Origin of the sequence: Streptomyces sp. NBC_01217, from assembly GCF_035994185.1 — a bacterium.
Classification (GTDB): domain Bacteria; phylum Actinomycetota; class Actinomycetes; order Streptomycetales; family Streptomycetaceae; genus Streptomyces.
This window is the reverse complement of record NZ_CP108538.1, coordinates 2,072,125-2,088,869: the sequence shown is the minus strand read 5'-3', so window position 1 is coordinate 2,088,869 and position 16,745 is coordinate 2,072,125. Positions and strand designations below refer to the sequence as shown.

Here is a 16,745-nt window from a genome sequence, read left to right as displayed (position 1 = left end):
CAGTACTGTCGCCGTTCACATCCGCCGACGTACAGCCGTTTATGGGAGGGGGGACGGGCCGCCCGCCAGGCCGCTCCCATCGGGTTCGGGGGCCGGGCGCACCGCGGCGGGGCCGGCCGGGCGCTGGCCCGGCACCCGCACCGCTCGCACCGACCGGACCGAGCGGACACCGGCAATTCCCGACGAGGCGCGCAGCATGCGGCGTACGGGGAGGAACACGGCGGCTATCCCGACGGCGGCCAGCCCGATCAGGCTGCTGACGACACCGATCCGGGGTGCCAACGAGACATCGGGCAGAAGGAAGACGGCCACGTCGAGGCTGAAGGACGCCGCCGTGACCATGGCGAGTGCGGAAGCGACGCGGTTGAGCCGGGTGTCCAGCGCCTCGGTCCGCTGCGAAGCTGCGGCCAGCAGGGAATTGCCGACATAACCGAGCAGTTTGTCGGCCCGCTCCTGGGTGTTGTCCAGGCCGATCGACTCACGGGCGGCCAGATAGGTGGCCCTGGGACCCTGTGCCGACTCTATGCGGTAGCCGTCGAGGTGGTGGTAGTCGGACCAGACCCCGTCGAGGAAGCGCCGGAACGCGTGGACGTCGGTCGTGGGGTACTCGGCTCTGGCGAGGTCGACCAGGACCCGGCGGCCGCCCAGCAGGGCACCGACGAGCAGGGACTGCTGCGCCGTCGCGATGTCGGTGGGTTCCAGCATCGTTCGCAGCTCGTGCAGCGCGGTCGCCGGGTCCCGGTCCCAGGCGTAGGTGTACGGAAGCAGCACCTTGCAGAACGGTCCCGGACTGAGCGGTGGCAGCCGGGGGTCGGTCTCCCACGGCGGCGACTCGGTGACGAAGTGGCAGTTGTACCGGGCGGATTGACGGTCCACCGGCGTGTCTCCGCCGCTGCCCGCGAGGTCCGGCCGCAGAGCGAGTCCCTGGACCAGGCCGCCGGCCACCGCGGCTGCCAGTACCGCGGCGAGAATGGGTGCGTCCGCCTCACGGAGCGCGTGATTCACCCGGGCGTCCAGTGCGTCGAGGTCGGCGAGCGCGAGCCGCCGCAGATCCGCCTCGTGCCGAAGCGCGTACGTCACCAGGATGCTGCCCGCGCTGAGAATCCGGGCGTGACAGTCGACGATCTCCGTACCGGGAAGCGCGATGGCCCGGGTGACGATCTCCTTCAGGTCCAGCTCGATAGTGAAGTCCGGGTTGTACCCCAGCGTTCCGAGCTCTCCGGCGTTCGCGCGTAACTCGCCGTGCCCCGGTACGTGGAAGGACTCCACGGTGAGGGGAGGGGAACTGTGGTGCACCGGGTACGCCCTGCTCTGCAGGTGCAGCACCTCGGTCACCGAGCCCCCGCCTCGACCGGCGCAGGGGCGTTCCACGAGACGGCGACGTACTCGGGAATCAGGTCGGACTCGGGCACGACCACGCGGTCGAGATACCGCTGCTGGAGGTCCTCCGGACCGCAGTCCTCGATCTCCTTGCCGAGCAGTGACGTCAGGCCGTGATGGGTCAGATAGGCGGCCTCCTCGGGGACCGAACGGCTGCGGAACCACTGCCGCTGGTCGGCGAGGACCTGGCTCCCCGCGGCCGCGGCGGGCCAGTAACTGACGGCGGTGACCACGCACGTACCGAACCGGGCCCCGAGGCCGACGACCGCGCGCGCCGCATCCGACGGGAGGTAGAAGACCAGACCCTCGGCCACATAGGCCACGGGGCGCCCATCGGCCAAGGTGCGTACCAGGGCGACGAGTTCGTCGCGGGCGGCCGGGCTGCTGAGGTCGGCCGCATGATGGTGCACATCGCGTTCCGGCAGGACCCCGGACGCCACCAGCTGGGCCGTCCTGGCCCGCTTGGCCTCGGCCATGGCCGGGAGGTCCACTTCGAGAGCCGTCCGGAAGGGCAGGAGCCACGGGTACGACGAGAAACCGGCCCCGCACACGACGAGCACGGTGTCCGGATCCTTGCGCAGCGAACGGGCCAGGGTGTCCGCGATGTACCTGCCGCGCAGGGAGACCACCAGGTCGTCGTGCGGGTAGACGGTGCCCGCGAACTCGTCCCACAGCTCACGCACCGCGGGCCGGTCGCCGTCCGGAATCCATGCGGCCGCCAAGGGGTCCTCGGCGAGATCGGGCATCCGCGCACGCGACTCGTTGACGAGATAGGCGGTCAGTTCTACTCCACAGTGCATGGGTGAGTGCCCCCGCTGATCTTGGATGTGCGGATCCCTGATCCCTGGTCCTGATCCCCGCTCTCTGATTCCCTGTTTCCCAGTCCGGACAGAGATTGCCGACGGCCGTGATCAGGTCTCACATAGTACGCATCGGCCGTCGGCACCCGCCAGGGGACGCGGAGCCAACGAGCCGTCCGGAGCAGGCACTTCGGAGCGTCCGGCCCCGCACACCCGAAGAGGGGCGCGGGGGATCTACTCGCTCGGCCAGGCCTCTGAGACGGCCTTGCGGGCGGCTTCGAAGTCGACCTGCCGGCCCGCGTCGGCCAGCGCCGACCCCAGCGCCGCGAGCGAGGACCGCACCGCGCCGCGCGTCGCGTCCACCCCGTAGTGATTGACCCGGATCATCTCCTTGGACAGCGCCCCGCCGCCCGCGATCAGCGGCAGCGACGGGTCGGCCGCCAGCGCCCGCGCGACCAGCTCGGAGGCGTCGACGCCCGCCGGGGCGCGCAGCGTCGTCGCGACCGGTGCCGCGTCCTTCGCCTCGTGCACATACGGCGACAGACCTCCGCCGAGCGCCACCGCACCCGCGCGCGTCGCCGCGGCGGCCGAGGCGTGCCGGGCCATCAGCGCGTCCAGACCCTCGGCCTCGATCCGCTCCACGCAGGCTTCCAGCGCCAGCATCTCCAGCTGGGCGGGGGCGTGCAGCAGTGCCCGGCGGCCGCCGTCGATCCAGCGCTCCTTCCAGTCCAGGAGGGAGAGGTACGAGCGGCGCGGGGCCTGGGGGTTGGCGGCGATCCGCTCCCAGGCCCGCCCGCTCACCGACACCGCCGACACCCCGGCCGGGCCGCCCATCGCCTTCTGCGCGCCGATCACACACAGGTCGACGCCCCACACGTCCGGCAGCAGCGGCTCCGCGCCCACCGAGGCGACGGCGTCCAGCATGAACAGCGCCCCGTGCGAACGGACCACCTCACCGATCTCGGCGACCGGATTGGTGTTGCCCGTCGCCGCCTCGGCGTGGACCAGCGAGACGAAGTCGATCTCCGGGTGCTCGGCCAGCGCCCGCGCGACCTGGACGGCGGTGACCGCCGTGTGGAACGGAACCGCCAGATCGACGACATTGGCGCCGCAGTCCCGCAGCCAGTTGCCGAAGGTCTGCCCGTACGGACCCGTGACGACGTTCAGCGCGGTCGAACCGGGCCGCGCGCCGCCCCGGATGCAGCCTTCGAGGGGGAGCAGCGCCTCGCCCTGCGTGATGACGACGTCCTGCTCGGTGGCGAGGAGGCCGGCCACCCGCTTCTCGATGGCCGCGAAATGCGCGGCGGTCAGCGGGGCGAGGTCGAGGAAGGGGTGCGTCACGGTGGTGCTCTCTTCGGATCGGGTCGGTGTGCCGCGGTGCTGCGTACGGACAGGTGCTTGCGTCGAAGCGTAGCCGGGGCCTCGCGCGCCGCCTCGTACAGTGCTGCTCATGAGTGATCACAGGGCACCGCGGGTGCTGCACGTGAAGGGGCGGGTGCTCGTCGGACCCGAGGACGTCCGCGACGAGCTCTGGGCCGTCGACGGACGGATCTCGTACGGGAGGCCGCCCGGCGCGGACGAGGCGGTGACCGTCACCGGCTGGGCGCTGCCGGGCCTGGTCGACGCCCACTGTCACGTGGGGCTCGACCACCACGGCGCCGTCGACGCCGCGACCAGCGAGAAGCAGGCCGTCGCCGACCGGGAGGCGGGCGCGCTGCTGCTGCGGGACGCGGGTTCGCCGTCCGACACCCGGTGGATCGACGACCGCGAGGACCTGCCGAAGATCATCAGGGCCGGCCGCCACCTCGCCAGGCCCCGCAGGTACACCCGGAACTACGCCCATGAGATCGAGCCGGAGGAGCTGGTCGCGTACGTCGCCCAGGAGGCGCGCCGCGGCGACGGCTGGGTGAAGCTGGTCGGCGACTGGATCGACCGGGAGGTGGGTGACCTGACCGCCTGCTGGCCGCGCGAGGCGGTCGAGGCGGCCATCGCCGAGGCGCACCGGCTCGGCGCCCGGGTAACCGCGCACTGCTTCGCCGAGGACTCGTTGCGCGATCTCGTCGAGGCCGGGATCGACTGCGTCGAGCACGCCACCGGGCTGACCGAGGAGACCATTCCGCTCTTCGCCGAGCGCGGTGTCGCGATCGTTCCCACGCTGGTCAACATCGCCACGTTCCCGGCGCTCGCGGCGGGCGGCGACACGAAGTTCCCCCGCTGGTCGGCCCATATGCGGCGGCTGCACGAGCGGCGTTACGACACCGTGCGCGCCGCCTACGACGCCGGGGTGCCGGTCTTCGTCGGCACGGACGCGGGCGGGGTGCTCGCCCACGGTCTGGTGGCGGACGAGGTCGCCGAGCTGGTGAAGGCGGGCATCCCTGCCCTGGACGCGCTGTCGGCGACGACCTGGGGCGCGCGCCGGTGGCTCGGACGGCCGGTGCTGGAGGAGGGCGCACCGGCGGACCTGGTGGTGTACGACGAGGACCCGCGGGCGGACGTACGGGTGCTGGCGGCGCCGCGACGGGTGGTGCTGAACGGGCAGGTGATCAGCTGAGGGGCCCGGTGGCGGCTCGCGGGGCCCGCCCCTCCCGGACCGGGGTGTGCTGTGTTGACAGCCAGTTACCCAGCCCCTGCCGTGTCGTTGAATCACCTTTGCTCACCTCTGCGTACACCCCGGCGCAGTCGATCCCCGCGCCGTCCGCGCTCAGTGGATCGGGTGACTCCAGGGAACGAACGTACCGAGATAATCGAATACAGGCGCGGAAACCCCCCTTTGGAGTGAACTCACGTCAGGTGTCTGCCAGTTCACCCTCCGTGCGTAAAGCTTTCGGGGTCGAGGTCACCGGTGCCCGCGATGTCCCCCATTGGACGGCGCCGGTGGCTCCATGTCTCTTGTGGGGGTTCCACCATTTTGAACAGCAACACCTTCCGCCTGGCCGCCCTGGCGGTCGCTGCCGCTCCCGTCGCGCTGCTGGTCGCCGTCCCGGCGCAGGCCGCCACCACCACGACCACCGGCGACGGGAAGGCGAGCGCGGTCGTGCTCCGTACCGCACTCGACGTCTCGCTCCTGAACAAGACCGTCGACGTGCCGCTCAAGGCCACGCTCAACGAGGTGCAGGCACCCGCCAGTGCGGAGAAGACCGCGCTGAGCGTGCGGCTCGACGGGGTCGACCGCGGACGGCCGGTCAGGGTGCTGCGCGCCGATGTGGCCACCGCGAACGCGACCGTCGACAAGCACAGGGCCGAGGGCTACAGCAATGTGGCGAAGGCCCGGGTCCATGTGCCCGGACTGCCGTTGCTCTCGCTGATCGAGGTCGAGAAGGTGACCTCCAAGGCGGTCTGCGAGGTGGGCAGGAGGCCGGTCGCCGAGTCGAACGTGCTGGGGCATGTGTCGGTCCTCGGCAAGCGGATCACCCTCACCGCGGGCGGCACCACGCAGGTGCGGGTGCCGGGCGTCGGCAAGGTCACCCTCGACCTGTCGAAGACGCACACCACCTCGCGCACCGCGGCGGCGGCCGCGCTGCAGCTGAAGGTGTCGGTCAACCCGCTCGACCTGAACGTCGCCGATGTGCAGGGCGAGGTCACGCTCGCCGAGGCGACCTGCGAGACGCCGAAGCCGACCGGACCGGGCGGTGGCGACAACGGCGGTTCAAGTGACGGTGGTTCCGGCAACGGCGGCTCTGACAGCGGTGGTTCCGACAGTGGCGGTTCCGACAACGGCGGCAGCACGTCCGGCGGTGACGGCGGCAGCGACGGCGGCAATGTGAAGCCCCAGACCGGCACCGGCGATGCCCCCGCCGCCGACTCCAACCTCGCGGAGACGGGCGGCAGTTCCACGACGCCGTACATCGCGGGCGGCGCGGCCGTGCTGCTGGCTGTGGGGGCCGGGGCGATGGTCGTGGCCAGGCGCCGCGCCCAGGACTGACCCCTCAAGGCCCGAGGGGGGCAGGCAGAGCCAGGAGGGGAGCGGGGAGCGGTGTTCGAGTAACGGGAACGCCGCTCCCCGTCGGCGCGCCACCGAACGCGGTGAACGTACCGAACGCACTGAACGCGCCGAACGCGGCTGTCCCGTCAGCGTGTGACCGCGGTCAGCGTCTGCAGCGCCTGGTCGAACGCCTGCAGAAAGCGGTTGGTCGTCGCACGGTCGCGCACCGCCAGCCGCAGCCACTGCGGACCGAGCCCCGGAAACGTATCTCCGCGCCGCGCCGCGAACCCGAGCGCCCGCAACCGCTCCCGTACCTCGGCGGCCCCTTCCATCCGCACCAGGACGAACGACCCCTCGGCCGGCTCCGCCACCCGCACCTCGGTGAACTCCCGCAGCCCTGCCACCAGATGGGCCCGGTCCACCGCGATCCGCTCCGCCGCCGCAGCCGCCTCGGCCAGCGCCCGCGGCTCCATGCACGCCTCCGCCGCCGCCAGCGCCGGGGACGACACCGGCCACAGCGGCTGTGCCTCCTCCAGCGCGCGGATGGCCTCCGGTGCGGCGAGCACATAACCGATCCGCAGTCCCGCGAGCCCCCAGGTCTTGGTGAGGCTGCGCAGCACGACGAGCCCGGGGACGTCCGTACGCCCGCACAGCGCCTCGCGCTCGCCCGGTATCGCGTCCATGAACGCCTCGTCGACCACCAGCGTCCGCCCAGGGCGCGCCAGTTGCTCCAGCACGGCCGCCGGATGCAGGACCGACGTGGGGTTGGTCGGATTGCCGACCACCACCAGATCCGCGTCCTCGGGCACGGCCGCCGGGTCCAGCCGGAAACCGTCCCCGGCCCGCAGCAGCACCCGGCGCACCTCGTGTCCGGCCGCGCGCAGCGCCGACTCCGGCTCGGTGAACTGCGGATGGATCACGACCGGACGGCAGGCCGGCAGCGCCCGTGCGATCAGCACGAACGCCTCCGCCGCACCCGCCGTCAGCAGTACGCGCTCCACCGGCAGCCCGTGCCGTGCCGCGACCGCCGCCCGCGCCGGACGGCCGTCCGGGTACGCGGCGAGCGTGTCCAGCGACGCGGCGATCCGCGCCTTCAGCCAGGCCGGGGGAGTGCCGGCCCGTACGTTGACGGCGAGATCGGTCAGATCCCGGCCCCGTTCCCGTACTTCCGCGTCACCGTGGTGCCGCAGATCGTGCGTGCCCGCGCCAGTTGCGCCGGGTCTTTCAATGTGAGTGTGCATGACCGCCGTGGGGGTGGTGGTGATGGCCGTCGTCGTCGGGGTGGAAGTGCGGCTGCTGGGGCAGCCCCACCTTGTCCTCGAAGCCGGGCAGCGAGATCCGGTACACGCATGAGTCGCAGTTCATCCGCAGATCGCCCCTGACGGCCTCCCGGTAGCGCTCCATGACCAGGTCGTACAGTTCCTCGGCACCACCGATGACCTCGGCCGGGCGGACATCGAGCTCCGGGTGGGCGGCGGCCCACTCCTCGGTCTGATGACGCACCCGGTCCGGCAGGATGCCGGTGAAGAGGAAGTACGGCAGAACGACTATGCGCCCGGCACCCAGTTTCACGCAACGGTCAAGACCGGCCGGTACGTTCGGCGCCGCGAGCGAGACGAACGCCGTCTCCACCCCCGCGTAATCACGGCCCTCCCAGAACAGCCGCGCCGCCTTGTACACCTCGGCGTTGGCGTCCGGGTCGGTCGAACCGCGTCCGACCAGCAGTACCGTCACCTCGGACCGGTCGGTGTCGCCCAGCACCGCGTCGACCCGGCGCTCCAGCACCTTCAGCAGCGCCGGGTGCGGGCCGAGCGGACGGCCGTAGGTGTACGAGATGCCGGGGTGGCGCTCCTTCTCACGGGCCAGCGCCGCCGGAATGTCCCCCTTGGCGTGCCCGGCCGACACCAGCATCAGCGGCACGGCGGCGAAGCGCTCGACACCGCGCTCGACCAGCCCGGTCACGGCGTCGCCGAGCGGCGGCGGGGACAGTTCGATGAAGCCGCCCGCGACGGGCAGCCCCGGGTGGCGTCTGCCCAGCTCAGCCACGAAGTCACGGAAGGCGGCGGCCCCGCCCTCGTCCCTGGTGCCGTGGCCGGCGATGAGCAGTGCGGGCTGGGTGGACGCGGTGGTCACAGGTTCTCCTCGTGTTCGTGTGTGGGGCGAGAGGGCTTCGGGGCTTCGGGAGCGGCAGGTCATCCGCTCCGAGACGGCCGGGGCCGGCTCACCGCGGTCCGCCCACGGCCGGGGCCGTCGTGGCCGACTGCCAGCGGTAGCCGCGCGGTGTCACCATGCGGCCCGCGATCTCCCGGGTGGCCGTGTTGCCGACCGTCACGACCGTCATCATGTCCACCGTCGCCGGGTCCAGACCGGCGAGCGAGGTCACCCGGCTGCTCTCGTCGGGGCGCGAGGCATTGCGTACGACACCGACCGGAGTGGCCGGTTCCCGGTGCTCGGCCAGGATCGACAGGGCCTTCGGGAGCTGCCAGTCGCGGCCCCGGCTGCGCGGGTTGTAGAACGTCACGATGATGTCCGCCTCGGCCGCCGCCCGTACCCGGCGCTCGATGACCTCCCACGGGGTGTGCAGATCGGAGAGGCTGATCGACACATGGTCGTGGCCCAGCGGGGCGCCCAGGATCGCGGCGGCCGCCAGCGCGGCCGTCACTCCCGGCACACCCACCACATCGATGTCGGCGCCCGCCTCGGCGAGCGCGGGCGAGGCCATCGCGTACACCCCCGCGTCACCGCTGCCGATCAGCGCCACCGCATGCCCCTTGCGCGCCTCGGCGACCGCCGTACGGGCCCGCGCCTCCTCGGCGCCGAGCCCCGACTCCAGAATCGTGGTGCCGGGCCGCAGCAGGTCCCTGATCTGGTCGACGTACTGATCGAGCCCGACCAGCACCGAGGCCCGCCGCAGTTCCTCGCGGGCCCGCGGGGTCAGCAGATCGCGCGCCCCCGGACCGAGACCGACGACGGCCAGCCGCCCGCGCGGCGCACGGCGCACCACCGCGCACGTCGCCATCGCGGCCCGCCCATCAGGCGCCGACTTCCGCTTCGGTACGAGGAGTTCGCCCCCTGAGGCGAGCGCGGCGGCCTCCGCGACGGAGGGGGTTTTGACGGCGGCGAGCGGCGCGGCGGACGGGTTGGGCACCTCGATACGGGCCAGATCCTCGGCGGCGTACGCCCGCAGCGGCACGCCGAGCCGCGCGGCCGCGGCGACGATCCCGGGCTCGTCCGCCTTCGCCTCCACCGTCACCAACTCCGCGATGCTCAAGGGCGACAGCCCGGCCTCGCGCAGGGTGTCCCGGATCAGCCCGACGACCTCCTCGACCGGCGCGCCCCTGGACGCACCGACCCCGACGGCGAGCGAGACGGGCCGCAACACCACGGCCTTCGCCCCGAGTTCCACGATCCGGTCGGTGACATGCAGTACCGCCGGGCCCTTCGCGCCGCGGGAGACATTCGGCGGCAACGGAGCCAACGGCCACACCGCGTCCGCCCGCAGCTCCACCGGCGCCCCGTCGAGCATCGCGCGCGACACCCCCGCCACATCGCCCTCCACGGGCAGCCCCAGCATGTCGAGACCCACCACCCCCGCCGCGTCCGTCGCCGTCGTCACGACCGGCGCCGCGCCCAGCACCTCACCGACCGCCCCGGCCAGCGCGTTCGCCCCGCCACCGTGCCCGCCGAGCAGCGCCACCGCATGGCGGCCCGCCTCGTCGACACAGACGACACCCGGGTCCGAGACCTTGTCCGACAGCAGCGGCGCGAGCAGCCGTACCGTTGCCCCCGTCGCCAGGAAGCACACCAGCTGCTCGCACTCGGCGAACGCCCGCTGCACGGCCTCGCGCACCGGTCCCTCGTAGACCGCCGTACGGTCGGGCCAGGCCGCGGCCAGCCGGTCGCGGGCCACGGCGCCCGCCGCCGTGGCGGAGATCAGGCCGATCACTGGGTTACTCCTTCGCTTGCACGGATTGCAGGGCGAGTGCCCCACAGCAGAAAGAGGGCCGCCCGGACCCCGGGGGCGAACGGCGCGCCCGTCCCCGTACCGACGACCCGGATCACGAGCCGGACCGCTGGGCGCGCAGCTGGGCCCGCGCCGCCCTGTCGGCCTTGCGGAAACCGTGGAAGTGCCCCGGGTGGTAGAGGTGCGAACGCGTCCCCGAGGCCGAGAGCGCCGGGCCGACCAGGAAGAGCGTGTGCTTCCAGAGCCTGTGTTCCTTGACCGTCTCCTCCAGGGTCCCGATCGTGCAGTGCAGGATCAGCTCCTGCGGCCAGGTCGCCTGGTACGCGATCACGACCGGCGTCGACGTCGGATAGCCGCCCTCCAGCAGCTCCTGGGTGAGCTGCCCGGACCGCGCCGCCGACAGGAACAGCGCCATCGTCGTGCCGTGGCGCGCGAACTCCCGTACCTCCTCGCCCGGCGGCATCGGCGTCTTGCCGCCACCGAGACGGGTCAGGATCACGGACTGCGCGACCTCCGGAATCGTCAGCTCCCGCTGTGCGATCGCCGCGACCGCCGAGAACGACGACACCCCCGGCACGATCTCGACCGCGACCCCCAGCCCGGCACACCGGTCGACCTGCTCCTGCGTGCCGCCCCACAGCGCCGGATCGCCGGAGTGGATACGGGCCACCCTCAGCCCCTCCGCGGCCGCGCGCTCGTACACGGCGACGACCTGCTCCAGCGACATCTGCGCCGAATCGAGGATCTCCGCGCCCTCCCGGGCATGCTCCAGCACCTCCTCCTGCACCAGGCTCGCCGCCCAGATGACGACATCGGCATCCGCGATGGCCCGTGCCGCCCGGAAGGTCAGCAGATCGGCGGCGCCGGGGCCGGCACCGACGAACGTCACTTTGCCGTGGGTGGGCGCGGCGACCGCGCCGGCTGCGTCGACTGCTTCGGACATGGGACGGGGTCCTTTCGGAAAACGGAAAAACTGAACAGAAGGACGGGCGGGCGGCAGGGCGCGGTGAGATGCGCGCACCGGGGTCAATCGGCTAGCAAGAGCGCATGGCGGTGTTCGTCGCGCTCGGCGCGTTCCTGATGACCCTGGCCGGCGGCTGGGTGGCCCAGCGCGTCACCGACCGCCGCCACCTGGTGCTCGGATTCGCCGGCGGACTGATGCTCGGCGTGGTCGGCCTGGACCTGCTGCCGGAAGCGATCGACACCGCGGGCGACCCCGTCTTCGGCGTCCCGGCGGGCCTGCTGCTGTTCGTGGGCGGCTTCCTCGTCGCCCACCTGGTGGAGCGAGTGCTCGCCGTCAGCCGGGCGGCACACGGTGCGGGCGAGGAGCGGGTGCCGCAGGTCGGACTCACGGCAGCGGCGGCGATGGTCGGCCACAGCCTGATGGACGGCGTCGCGCTCGGCGCGGCCTTCCAGGTGAGCGCCGGCATGGGAGCCGCCGTGGCCCTCGCCGTCATCACGCACGACTTCGCCGACGGCTTCAACACCTACACGATCACCAGCCTGTACGGAAACGCCCGCCGCAAGGCCATGTTCATGCTCTTCGCGGACGCCATCGCACCGATCCTGGGCGCGGCGACGACGCTGCTGTTCACCCTTCCGGAGGAACCGCTCGGCTGCTACCTCGGCTTCTTCGGCGGCGCGCTGCTCTACCTCGCCGCCGCCGAGATCCTCCCCGAGGCGCACCACGAACACCCGGCCCACTCCACACTGCTGTGCACGGTGGCCGGCGTGGGCTTCATCTGGCTCGTGGTGGGCATCGCGGACTGACCACCGCGCCGCACCCGGGCGCCTCACAATTTCCCGCCCCGCCCGCCGTCGCGCGGCGCGGGCGCGATCAGCGTCGACAGATACGGCAACGGCCCCCCGGCCAGCTCCGCCGCCGGCCGGATCGACTCCTCGGGCAGCCCCAGCGCCGAACCCCACACCGCGTCCTCGGTACGCCCCGTCTCACGCAGCGCCGTGGCCACCTCCGCGGCCAGCCGCCCGAACTTGTACGCGACGACCGTCCCGGGCCCTTCGAGGGCCTGCTTCAGCACCGCGGCCCCGGCGGTCACCGGCACCAGCGTCAACGGCTCCGTGCCCTCCGTCAGCACCGCACCGCTGCGCGCGGCCAGATCCTGCATGGCCGTGATCCCCGGCACGGTCTCCACGGCCGTCCCCGGCAGCAGCTCTTCTATCGTGTGCGCGAGATAGGTGAACGTCGAGTACACATTGGGGTCGCCGATCGTCGCGAACGCCACCGAACCATGCGTACGCAGCAGCTCCGCGACCCGCTCACCCGCCGCGTCCCACGCCGCCTCCCGGCGTGCCCGGTCCGTCCGCTCATTGAGCGCGAACACCACCCGTACGACCTTCTCGGCCGCCACGTAGTGCAGCACGGTCGCCTCGGCCCGCCCCCGCTCACCGGTGTCCATCACCGGCACCACGACGACTTCGGCATCACGCAGCGCGTTCACACCCTTGACGGTCACCAGCTCCGGATCACCGGGCCCGACGCCGACGCCGACCAGCCTGCTCGTACCGTGACCGTGGTTCATCCCTTGCACCTTTCAACGAATCGGCGGGCCATACCGGGCGCCGAGGCCCAGTGCGTATGCAGATAACTCGCGTGCACGCCCTGCTGTACGAACCCCTCCACCCGCCGTTCCGGCTGATGCAGGCCCCACGCCGGTTCGGCCCCGGCACCCGGCTCCAGCACGGTCCGGTGGAACTCGTGCCCGCGCACCCGCGTCCCGGGCGCCGCCAGCACGCTGTCGCAGACCGCCACGGCCTCCCGGTAGCCGAGCGTCAGCCGCTCGGACATCCGCGCCTCGGCATCGAGCACCCCGCACATCGCCAGCCCGTCGAGCGAACGCGCCAGATACAGCAGCCCCGCACACTCGGCGGCCACCGGAGCCCGGGATTCCACCAGCTCGACAACGGCCTTGCGCAGCGCCGCGTTGGCGGACAGCTCCGAGGCGTACACCTCCGGAAACCCGCCACCGATGACCAGCCCCCGAGCGCCCTCGGGCAACGCCTCGTCCCGCAACGGATCGAACGGCACGACATCGGCTCCGGCAGCGGCCAGCAGCTCGCCGTGCTCGGCATAGGAGAACGTGAACGCGGCCCCGGCCGCGACGGCCACCACATTCAGCCCGTCCGGCGTCCGAGGACCGGGATCCACGGCGCAGTCCCGGTCGCGGCCCCCCACACCGCCCACCGCCTCCACCGCGTCCCACGCCTCACCCGGCACCGCGGGCGCAGACCGCGCCAACGCCATGACCGCGTCCAGGTCACACCCCGCCCGCACCCGATCCGCCATCGCCGCGACAGCGGCCACCGCATCGCCCCGCCGCTCGGCCACCGGCACCAGCCCCAGATGCCGCGACGGAACAGCCAGCTGCCCGGCCCGCCCCAACACCCCCAGCACCGGCACCCCGGACTCGTCCAACGCCTCCCGCAGCAGCGCCTCGTGGCGCTGGGAGCCGACCTTGTTCAGGATCACCCCGCCGATCCGCACCTGCGGATCCCACGAGGCGAAACCGTGCACCAGCGCCGCCACGGACCGCGACTGCGACGACGCGTCGACCACCAGCACCACAGGCGCCCGCAGCAGCTTCGCGACCTGCGCGGTCGAACCCAGCTCGCCCCGCCCCGACGCCCCGTCGTACAGCCCCATCACTCCCTCGACCACCGCCAGATCGCAGCCGCGCGCCCCGTGCGCGAACAGCGGGGCGATCAGCTCGGGCCCGCACATGTACGCGTCGAGATTGCGCCCGGGCCGTCCCGTGGCCAGCGTGTGATACCCGGGATCGATGTAGTCGGGCCCCACCTTGTGCGCGGACACGGCAAGCCCCCGCCCCGCGAAGGCCGCCATCAGCCCAGTGGCCACGGTCGTCTTGCCGCTCCCCGACGAGGGCGCGGCGATCACCAGACGCGGAACGTTCACCGCGGGCCCCTCACCATTCGATGCCCCGCTGGCCCTTCTGACCGGCATCCATCGGGTGCTTGACCTTCGACATGTCGGTCACCAGATCGGCGGCCTCCACCAGCTCCCGAGGCGCGTTGCGCCCGGTGACGACCACATGCTGCGTACCGGGCCGGCTCCGCAGCACCTCGATCACCTCGCCGGTGTCGACCCACCCCCAGTGCATCGGGTACGCGAACTCGTCGAGGACGTACAACCGGTACGTCTCGGCGGCCAGGTCGCGCTTGACCTGCTCCCAGCCCTCGCGCGCCGCCTCCTCGTTGTTCAGCTGCCTGTCGCGCTGCACCCACGACCAGCCCTCGCCCATCTTGTGCCAGGCGACGGACCCGCCCTCGCCGCTCGCCCCGAGGACCTTCAGCGCGTTCTCCTCGCCGACCTTCCACTTCGCCGACTTGACGAACTGGAAGACACCGATGGGCCACCCCTGATTCCAGGCGCGCAACGCGAGCCCGAAGGCCGCCGTCGACTTCCCCTTGCCGATGCCGGTATGCACCACCAGCAGCGGACGATTGCGGCGCTGACGGGTGGTGAGCCCGTCGTCCGGAACGGTGGTCGGCTGTCCCTGCGGCATTACGCGGCCCTCCTGCCGGCTGACTGAACGTCCTTGACGAGCCCTGCGATCGAGTCGGCCCGCAGCTCGTCGAGCGTGACCGCGGTGCCCCCGAGATCGCGCGCGAGACCTCCCGCGAGGCCGAGCCGCACGGGCCCCGACTCGCAGTCCACGACGACGGACGCGACGCCCTCGGCCTCGTGCAGCCGCGCCGCCCGCGAGGCCAGCGCCACCGGCTCGGGCCCCCCGGTCGCCCGCCCGTCGGTCACCACGACCAGCAACGGCCGCCGCGACGGATCACGCAGCCGCTCCACCCGCAGCACCTCATGGGCCTTCAACAGCCCGGCCGCGACGGGAGTGCGCCCACCGGTCGCCAGCAGCTCCAGCCGCGCCGCCGCCGCGTCCACCGACGACGTCGGCGGCAGCACCACTTCGGCGTCCTTGCCCCGGAAGGTGATCAGCCCGACCTTGTCCCGCCGCTGATACGCGTCCAGCAGCAGCGAGAGCACCGCACCCTTCACGGCACTCATCCGCTGCCGGGCAGCCATCGACCCGGAGGCGTCCACCACGAAGAGAACGAGGTTCCCCTCGCGCCCCTCCCGCGTCGCCTGCCGCAGATCGTCCCGCCGGACCACCAGCCCCCGCCCCGACCGGCCCCGCGCCCGCTGATGCGGGGCGGCGGCCTGCACGGTCGCGGCCAGATGCAGCTTGGTCAGGGCACCCCGCGGACGCCGCGCCCCGGTCGTACGCCCGTGCTCGGTACGCGCCCGGGACCGCCGCCCCGCCGCGCCCTCGCCCAGACCCGGCACGCTCAGCATCTTCGTACGGAACGGCTCGGCGGCGCGTACGGGCTGCTGCTCACCGGCCCCGGAGGACCGGCCCTGCTCCTGCTCCTGCTCCTGCCCCTGCTCGGGCACGGACTGCGCGGGCGTGTCGCCGGACTCGCCCTCGGGCTGCGGCGGCGTGTCGGGCCCGTCGCCCTGCGGGGGACGGCCGCCGCCACCGGGGCCGTCCGGGTCCGGATCCTCGTCCTCGCCGCTGTTCTGCTCCAGCGTGTCGTCGAGCTTGTCCTCGTCCAGGCCCGGCGCGTCGAAGGGATTGCGCCGACGCCGGTGGGGGAGCGCGAGCAGTGCGGCCTGCCGGACGTCCTCGGCCAGCACGTCCGTACGCCCCGCCCAGGCGGCCAGTGCGGTGGCCGTCCGCGCCATCACGATGTCCGCGCGCATCCCGTCGACCTCGAAGGCCGCACAGGTGGCCGCGATCTGCCGCAACGCCCCGTCGCCGAGCCGCACTTCGGGAAGCAGCGCACGCGCGGCGACGATCCGGGCCCGCAACGCGCCTTCCTCGTCGGCCCACTTGCCGGCGAATCCCGCGGGGTCGTCGTCGTACGCGAGACGCCGCCGCACGACCTCGACCCGCTGATCGGTCTCACGGGACGCGGCGACCTCGACGGTCAGCCCGAACCGGTCGAGCAACTGCGGCCGCAGCTCGCCCTCTTCGGGGTTCATGGTTCCCACGAGCAGGAAGCGCGCCGCATGCCGTACGGAGACGCCCTCGCGCTCCACGTACGAAGCACCCATGGCGGCCGCGTCCAGCAGCAGGTCCACGAGGTGGTCGTGGAGGAGATTGACCTCGTCGACGTAGAGAATCCCACGATGCGCATCGGCGAGCAGCCCGGGCTCGAAGGCCTTCACGCCCTCCGCGAGCGCCCGCTCGATGTCGAGCGCCCCGACGAGCCGGTCCTCGGAAGCGCCGACCGGAAGCTCCACCATCCGCGCATCCCGCGACACACCGGCCCCGGCCTCATGGGGGCCGTCGGGACACGCCGGATCGGGCGACACCGGGTCGCACGAGAACCGGCACCCGGAGACCACGTGCACCTTGGGCATCAGCGCTGTGAGCGCCCGCACGGCGGTGGACTTGGCGGTCCCCTTCTCGCCACGCACCAGCACACCGCCGACGGCGGGCGAGACGGCGTTGAGCAACAGCCCGAGCCGCAGATCGTCCTGCCCGACGATGGCGGTGAAGGGATACGGCGTACTCACGATGCCTCCTTGGGTGAACGGAGCGATGTCAGCCCCTCCGGCGTGAATTCCAGCCCCGCCGGCGTTTGAGGCGCGGGGGTCCGGGGGCGCAGCCCCCGATGAACAAGTGCACGC

13 protein-coding genes and 1 pseudogene are annotated in these 16,745 nt (G+C 72.6%); 3 read left to right on the top strand and 11 right to left on the bottom strand.

Annotated features, from left to right (window positions below):
• Positions 1-39 precede the first annotated feature (39 nt).
• From OG507_RS09075 to OG507_RS09065, 3 genes are all read right to left on the bottom strand, one after another.
• Complete coding sequence (locus OG507_RS09075; RefSeq protein ID WP_327366637.1) at positions 40-1,335, bottom strand: hypothetical protein; 1,296 nt, start codon at positions 1,333-1,335, stop codon at positions 40-42.
• A complete protein-coding gene (locus tag OG507_RS09070) occupies positions 1,332-2,180 on the bottom strand; it encodes a class I SAM-dependent methyltransferase (RefSeq protein WP_327366636.1) in 849 nt (282 codons plus the stop codon). The genes OG507_RS09075 and OG507_RS09070 overlap by 4 nt, the downstream gene beginning before the upstream one ends.
• Positions 2,181-2,414: 234 nt before the next feature.
• On the bottom strand, positions 2,415-3,632 hold the full coding sequence (locus tag OG507_RS09065; protein ID WP_327366635.1) for a pyridoxal-phosphate-dependent aminotransferase family protein: 1,218 nt from the start codon (positions 3,630-3,632) through the stop codon (positions 2,415-2,417).
• A 22-nt stretch (positions 3,633-3,654) separates the two neighbouring features.
• Between OG507_RS09065 and OG507_RS09060 the strand changes: the two genes are divergently transcribed.
• Together OG507_RS09060 and OG507_RS09055 are read left to right on the top strand one after the other, a co-directional pair.
• Positions 3,655-4,731, top strand: a complete 1,077-nt coding sequence (locus OG507_RS09060; protein WP_327371910.1) for an amidohydrolase family protein — start codon at positions 3,655-3,657, stop codon at positions 4,729-4,731.
• A gap of 357 nt (positions 4,732-5,088) precedes the next feature.
• Positions 5,089-6,102 carry an SCO1860 family LAETG-anchored protein gene (locus OG507_RS09055; RefSeq protein ID WP_327366634.1) on the top strand — a complete coding sequence of 338 codons (1,014 nt, stop codon included), beginning with the start codon at positions 5,089-5,091 and terminating at the stop codon, positions 6,100-6,102.
• A 146-nt stretch (positions 6,103-6,248) separates the two neighbouring features.
• Here the strand turns inward: OG507_RS09055 and cobC are convergent.
• From cobC to cobM, 4 genes and pseudogenes are all read right to left on the bottom strand, one after another.
• A pseudogene (cobC, locus tag OG507_RS09050) lies at positions 6,249-7,403 on the bottom strand (Rv2231c family pyridoxal phosphate-dependent protein CobC); the annotation flags it as partial.
• Positions 7,327-8,235 (bottom strand): sirohydrochlorin chelatase, encoded by a 909-nt coding sequence (locus tag OG507_RS09045; protein ID WP_327366633.1) that lies wholly within the window; start codon positions 8,233-8,235, stop codon positions 7,327-7,329. The gene OG507_RS09045 and the pseudogene cobC, both read right to left, overlap by 77 nt.
• Positions 8,236-8,323: 88 nt before the next feature.
• Entirely contained in the window at positions 8,324-10,048 is a 1,725-nt protein-coding gene (gene cobJ, locus OG507_RS09040) for a precorrin-3B C(17)-methyltransferase (RefSeq protein ID WP_327366632.1), read from the bottom strand.
• Positions 10,049-10,160: 112 nt separating this feature from the next.
• Complete coding sequence (gene cobM / locus OG507_RS09035) at positions 10,161-11,009, bottom strand: precorrin-4 C(11)-methyltransferase (protein ID WP_327366631.1); 849 nt, start codon at positions 11,007-11,009, stop codon at positions 10,161-10,163.
• 104 nt (positions 11,010-11,113) lie between these two features.
• On the opposite strand from cobM, the gene OG507_RS09030 reads away from it, so the two are divergent.
• Positions 11,114-11,836, top strand: coding sequence for a ZIP family metal transporter (locus OG507_RS09030; RefSeq protein WP_327366630.1), 723 nt, complete (start codon positions 11,114-11,116; stop codon positions 11,834-11,836).
• 23 nt (positions 11,837-11,859) lie between these two features.
• Here the strand turns inward: OG507_RS09030 and cobI are convergent, their stop codons facing one another.
• Genes cobI through OG507_RS09010 form a run of 4 tightly spaced genes read right to left on the bottom strand, consistent with a single transcriptional unit; the run spans position 11,860 to position 16,631 of the window.
• The gene (gene cobI, locus OG507_RS09025; protein ID WP_327366629.1) at positions 11,860-12,606 is read right to left on the bottom strand and encodes a precorrin-2 C(20)-methyltransferase; all 747 of its coding nucleotides are present in this window, start codon (positions 12,604-12,606) and stop codon (positions 11,860-11,862) included.
• Positions 12,603-14,045, bottom strand: a complete 1,443-nt coding sequence (locus OG507_RS09020; RefSeq protein ID WP_327366628.1) for a cobyrinate a,c-diamide synthase — start codon at positions 14,043-14,045, stop codon at positions 12,603-12,605. The genes cobI and OG507_RS09020 overlap by 4 nt, the downstream gene beginning before the upstream one ends.
• A complete protein-coding gene (cobO, locus tag OG507_RS09015) occupies positions 14,008-14,607 on the bottom strand; it encodes a cob(I)yrinic acid a,c-diamide adenosyltransferase (RefSeq protein WP_327366627.1) in 600 nt (199 codons plus the stop codon). The genes OG507_RS09020 and cobO overlap by 38 nt, the downstream gene beginning before the upstream one ends.
• Positions 14,607-16,631, bottom strand: coding sequence for a putative cobaltochelatase (locus OG507_RS09010; RefSeq protein ID WP_327366626.1), 2,025 nt, complete (start codon positions 16,629-16,631; stop codon positions 14,607-14,609). The genes cobO and OG507_RS09010 overlap by 1 nt, the downstream gene beginning before the upstream one ends.
• Positions 16,632-16,745 lie beyond the last annotated feature (114 nt).

Coding starts and splice junctions, on each gene's coding strand:
- OG507_RS09070 (WP_327366636.1), bottom strand. CDS start 2,180: ATGCACTGTGGAGTAGAACTGACCGCCTATCTCGTCAACGAGTCGCGT.
- OG507_RS09065 (WP_327366635.1), bottom strand. CDS start 3,632: ATGAGCAGCACTGTACGAGGCGGCGCGCGAGGCCCCGGCTACGCTTCG.
- cobM (WP_327366631.1), bottom strand. CDS start 11,009: ATGTCCGAAGCAGTCGACGCAGCCGGCGCGGTCGCCGCGCCCACCCAC.
- OG507_RS09030 (WP_327366630.1), top strand. CDS start 11,114: ATGGCGGTGTTCGTCGCGCTCGGCGCGTTCCTGATGACCCTGGCCGGC.
- cobI (WP_327366629.1), bottom strand. CDS start 12,606: ATGAACCACGGTCACGGTACGAGCAGGCTGGTCGGCGTCGGCGTCGGG.
- OG507_RS09020 (WP_327366628.1), bottom strand. CDS start 14,045: ATGCCGGTCAGAAGGGCCAGCGGGGCATCGAATGGTGAGGGGCCCGCG.
- cobO (WP_327366627.1), bottom strand. CDS start 14,607: ATGCCGCAGGGACAGCCGACCACCGTTCCGGACGACGGGCTCACCACC.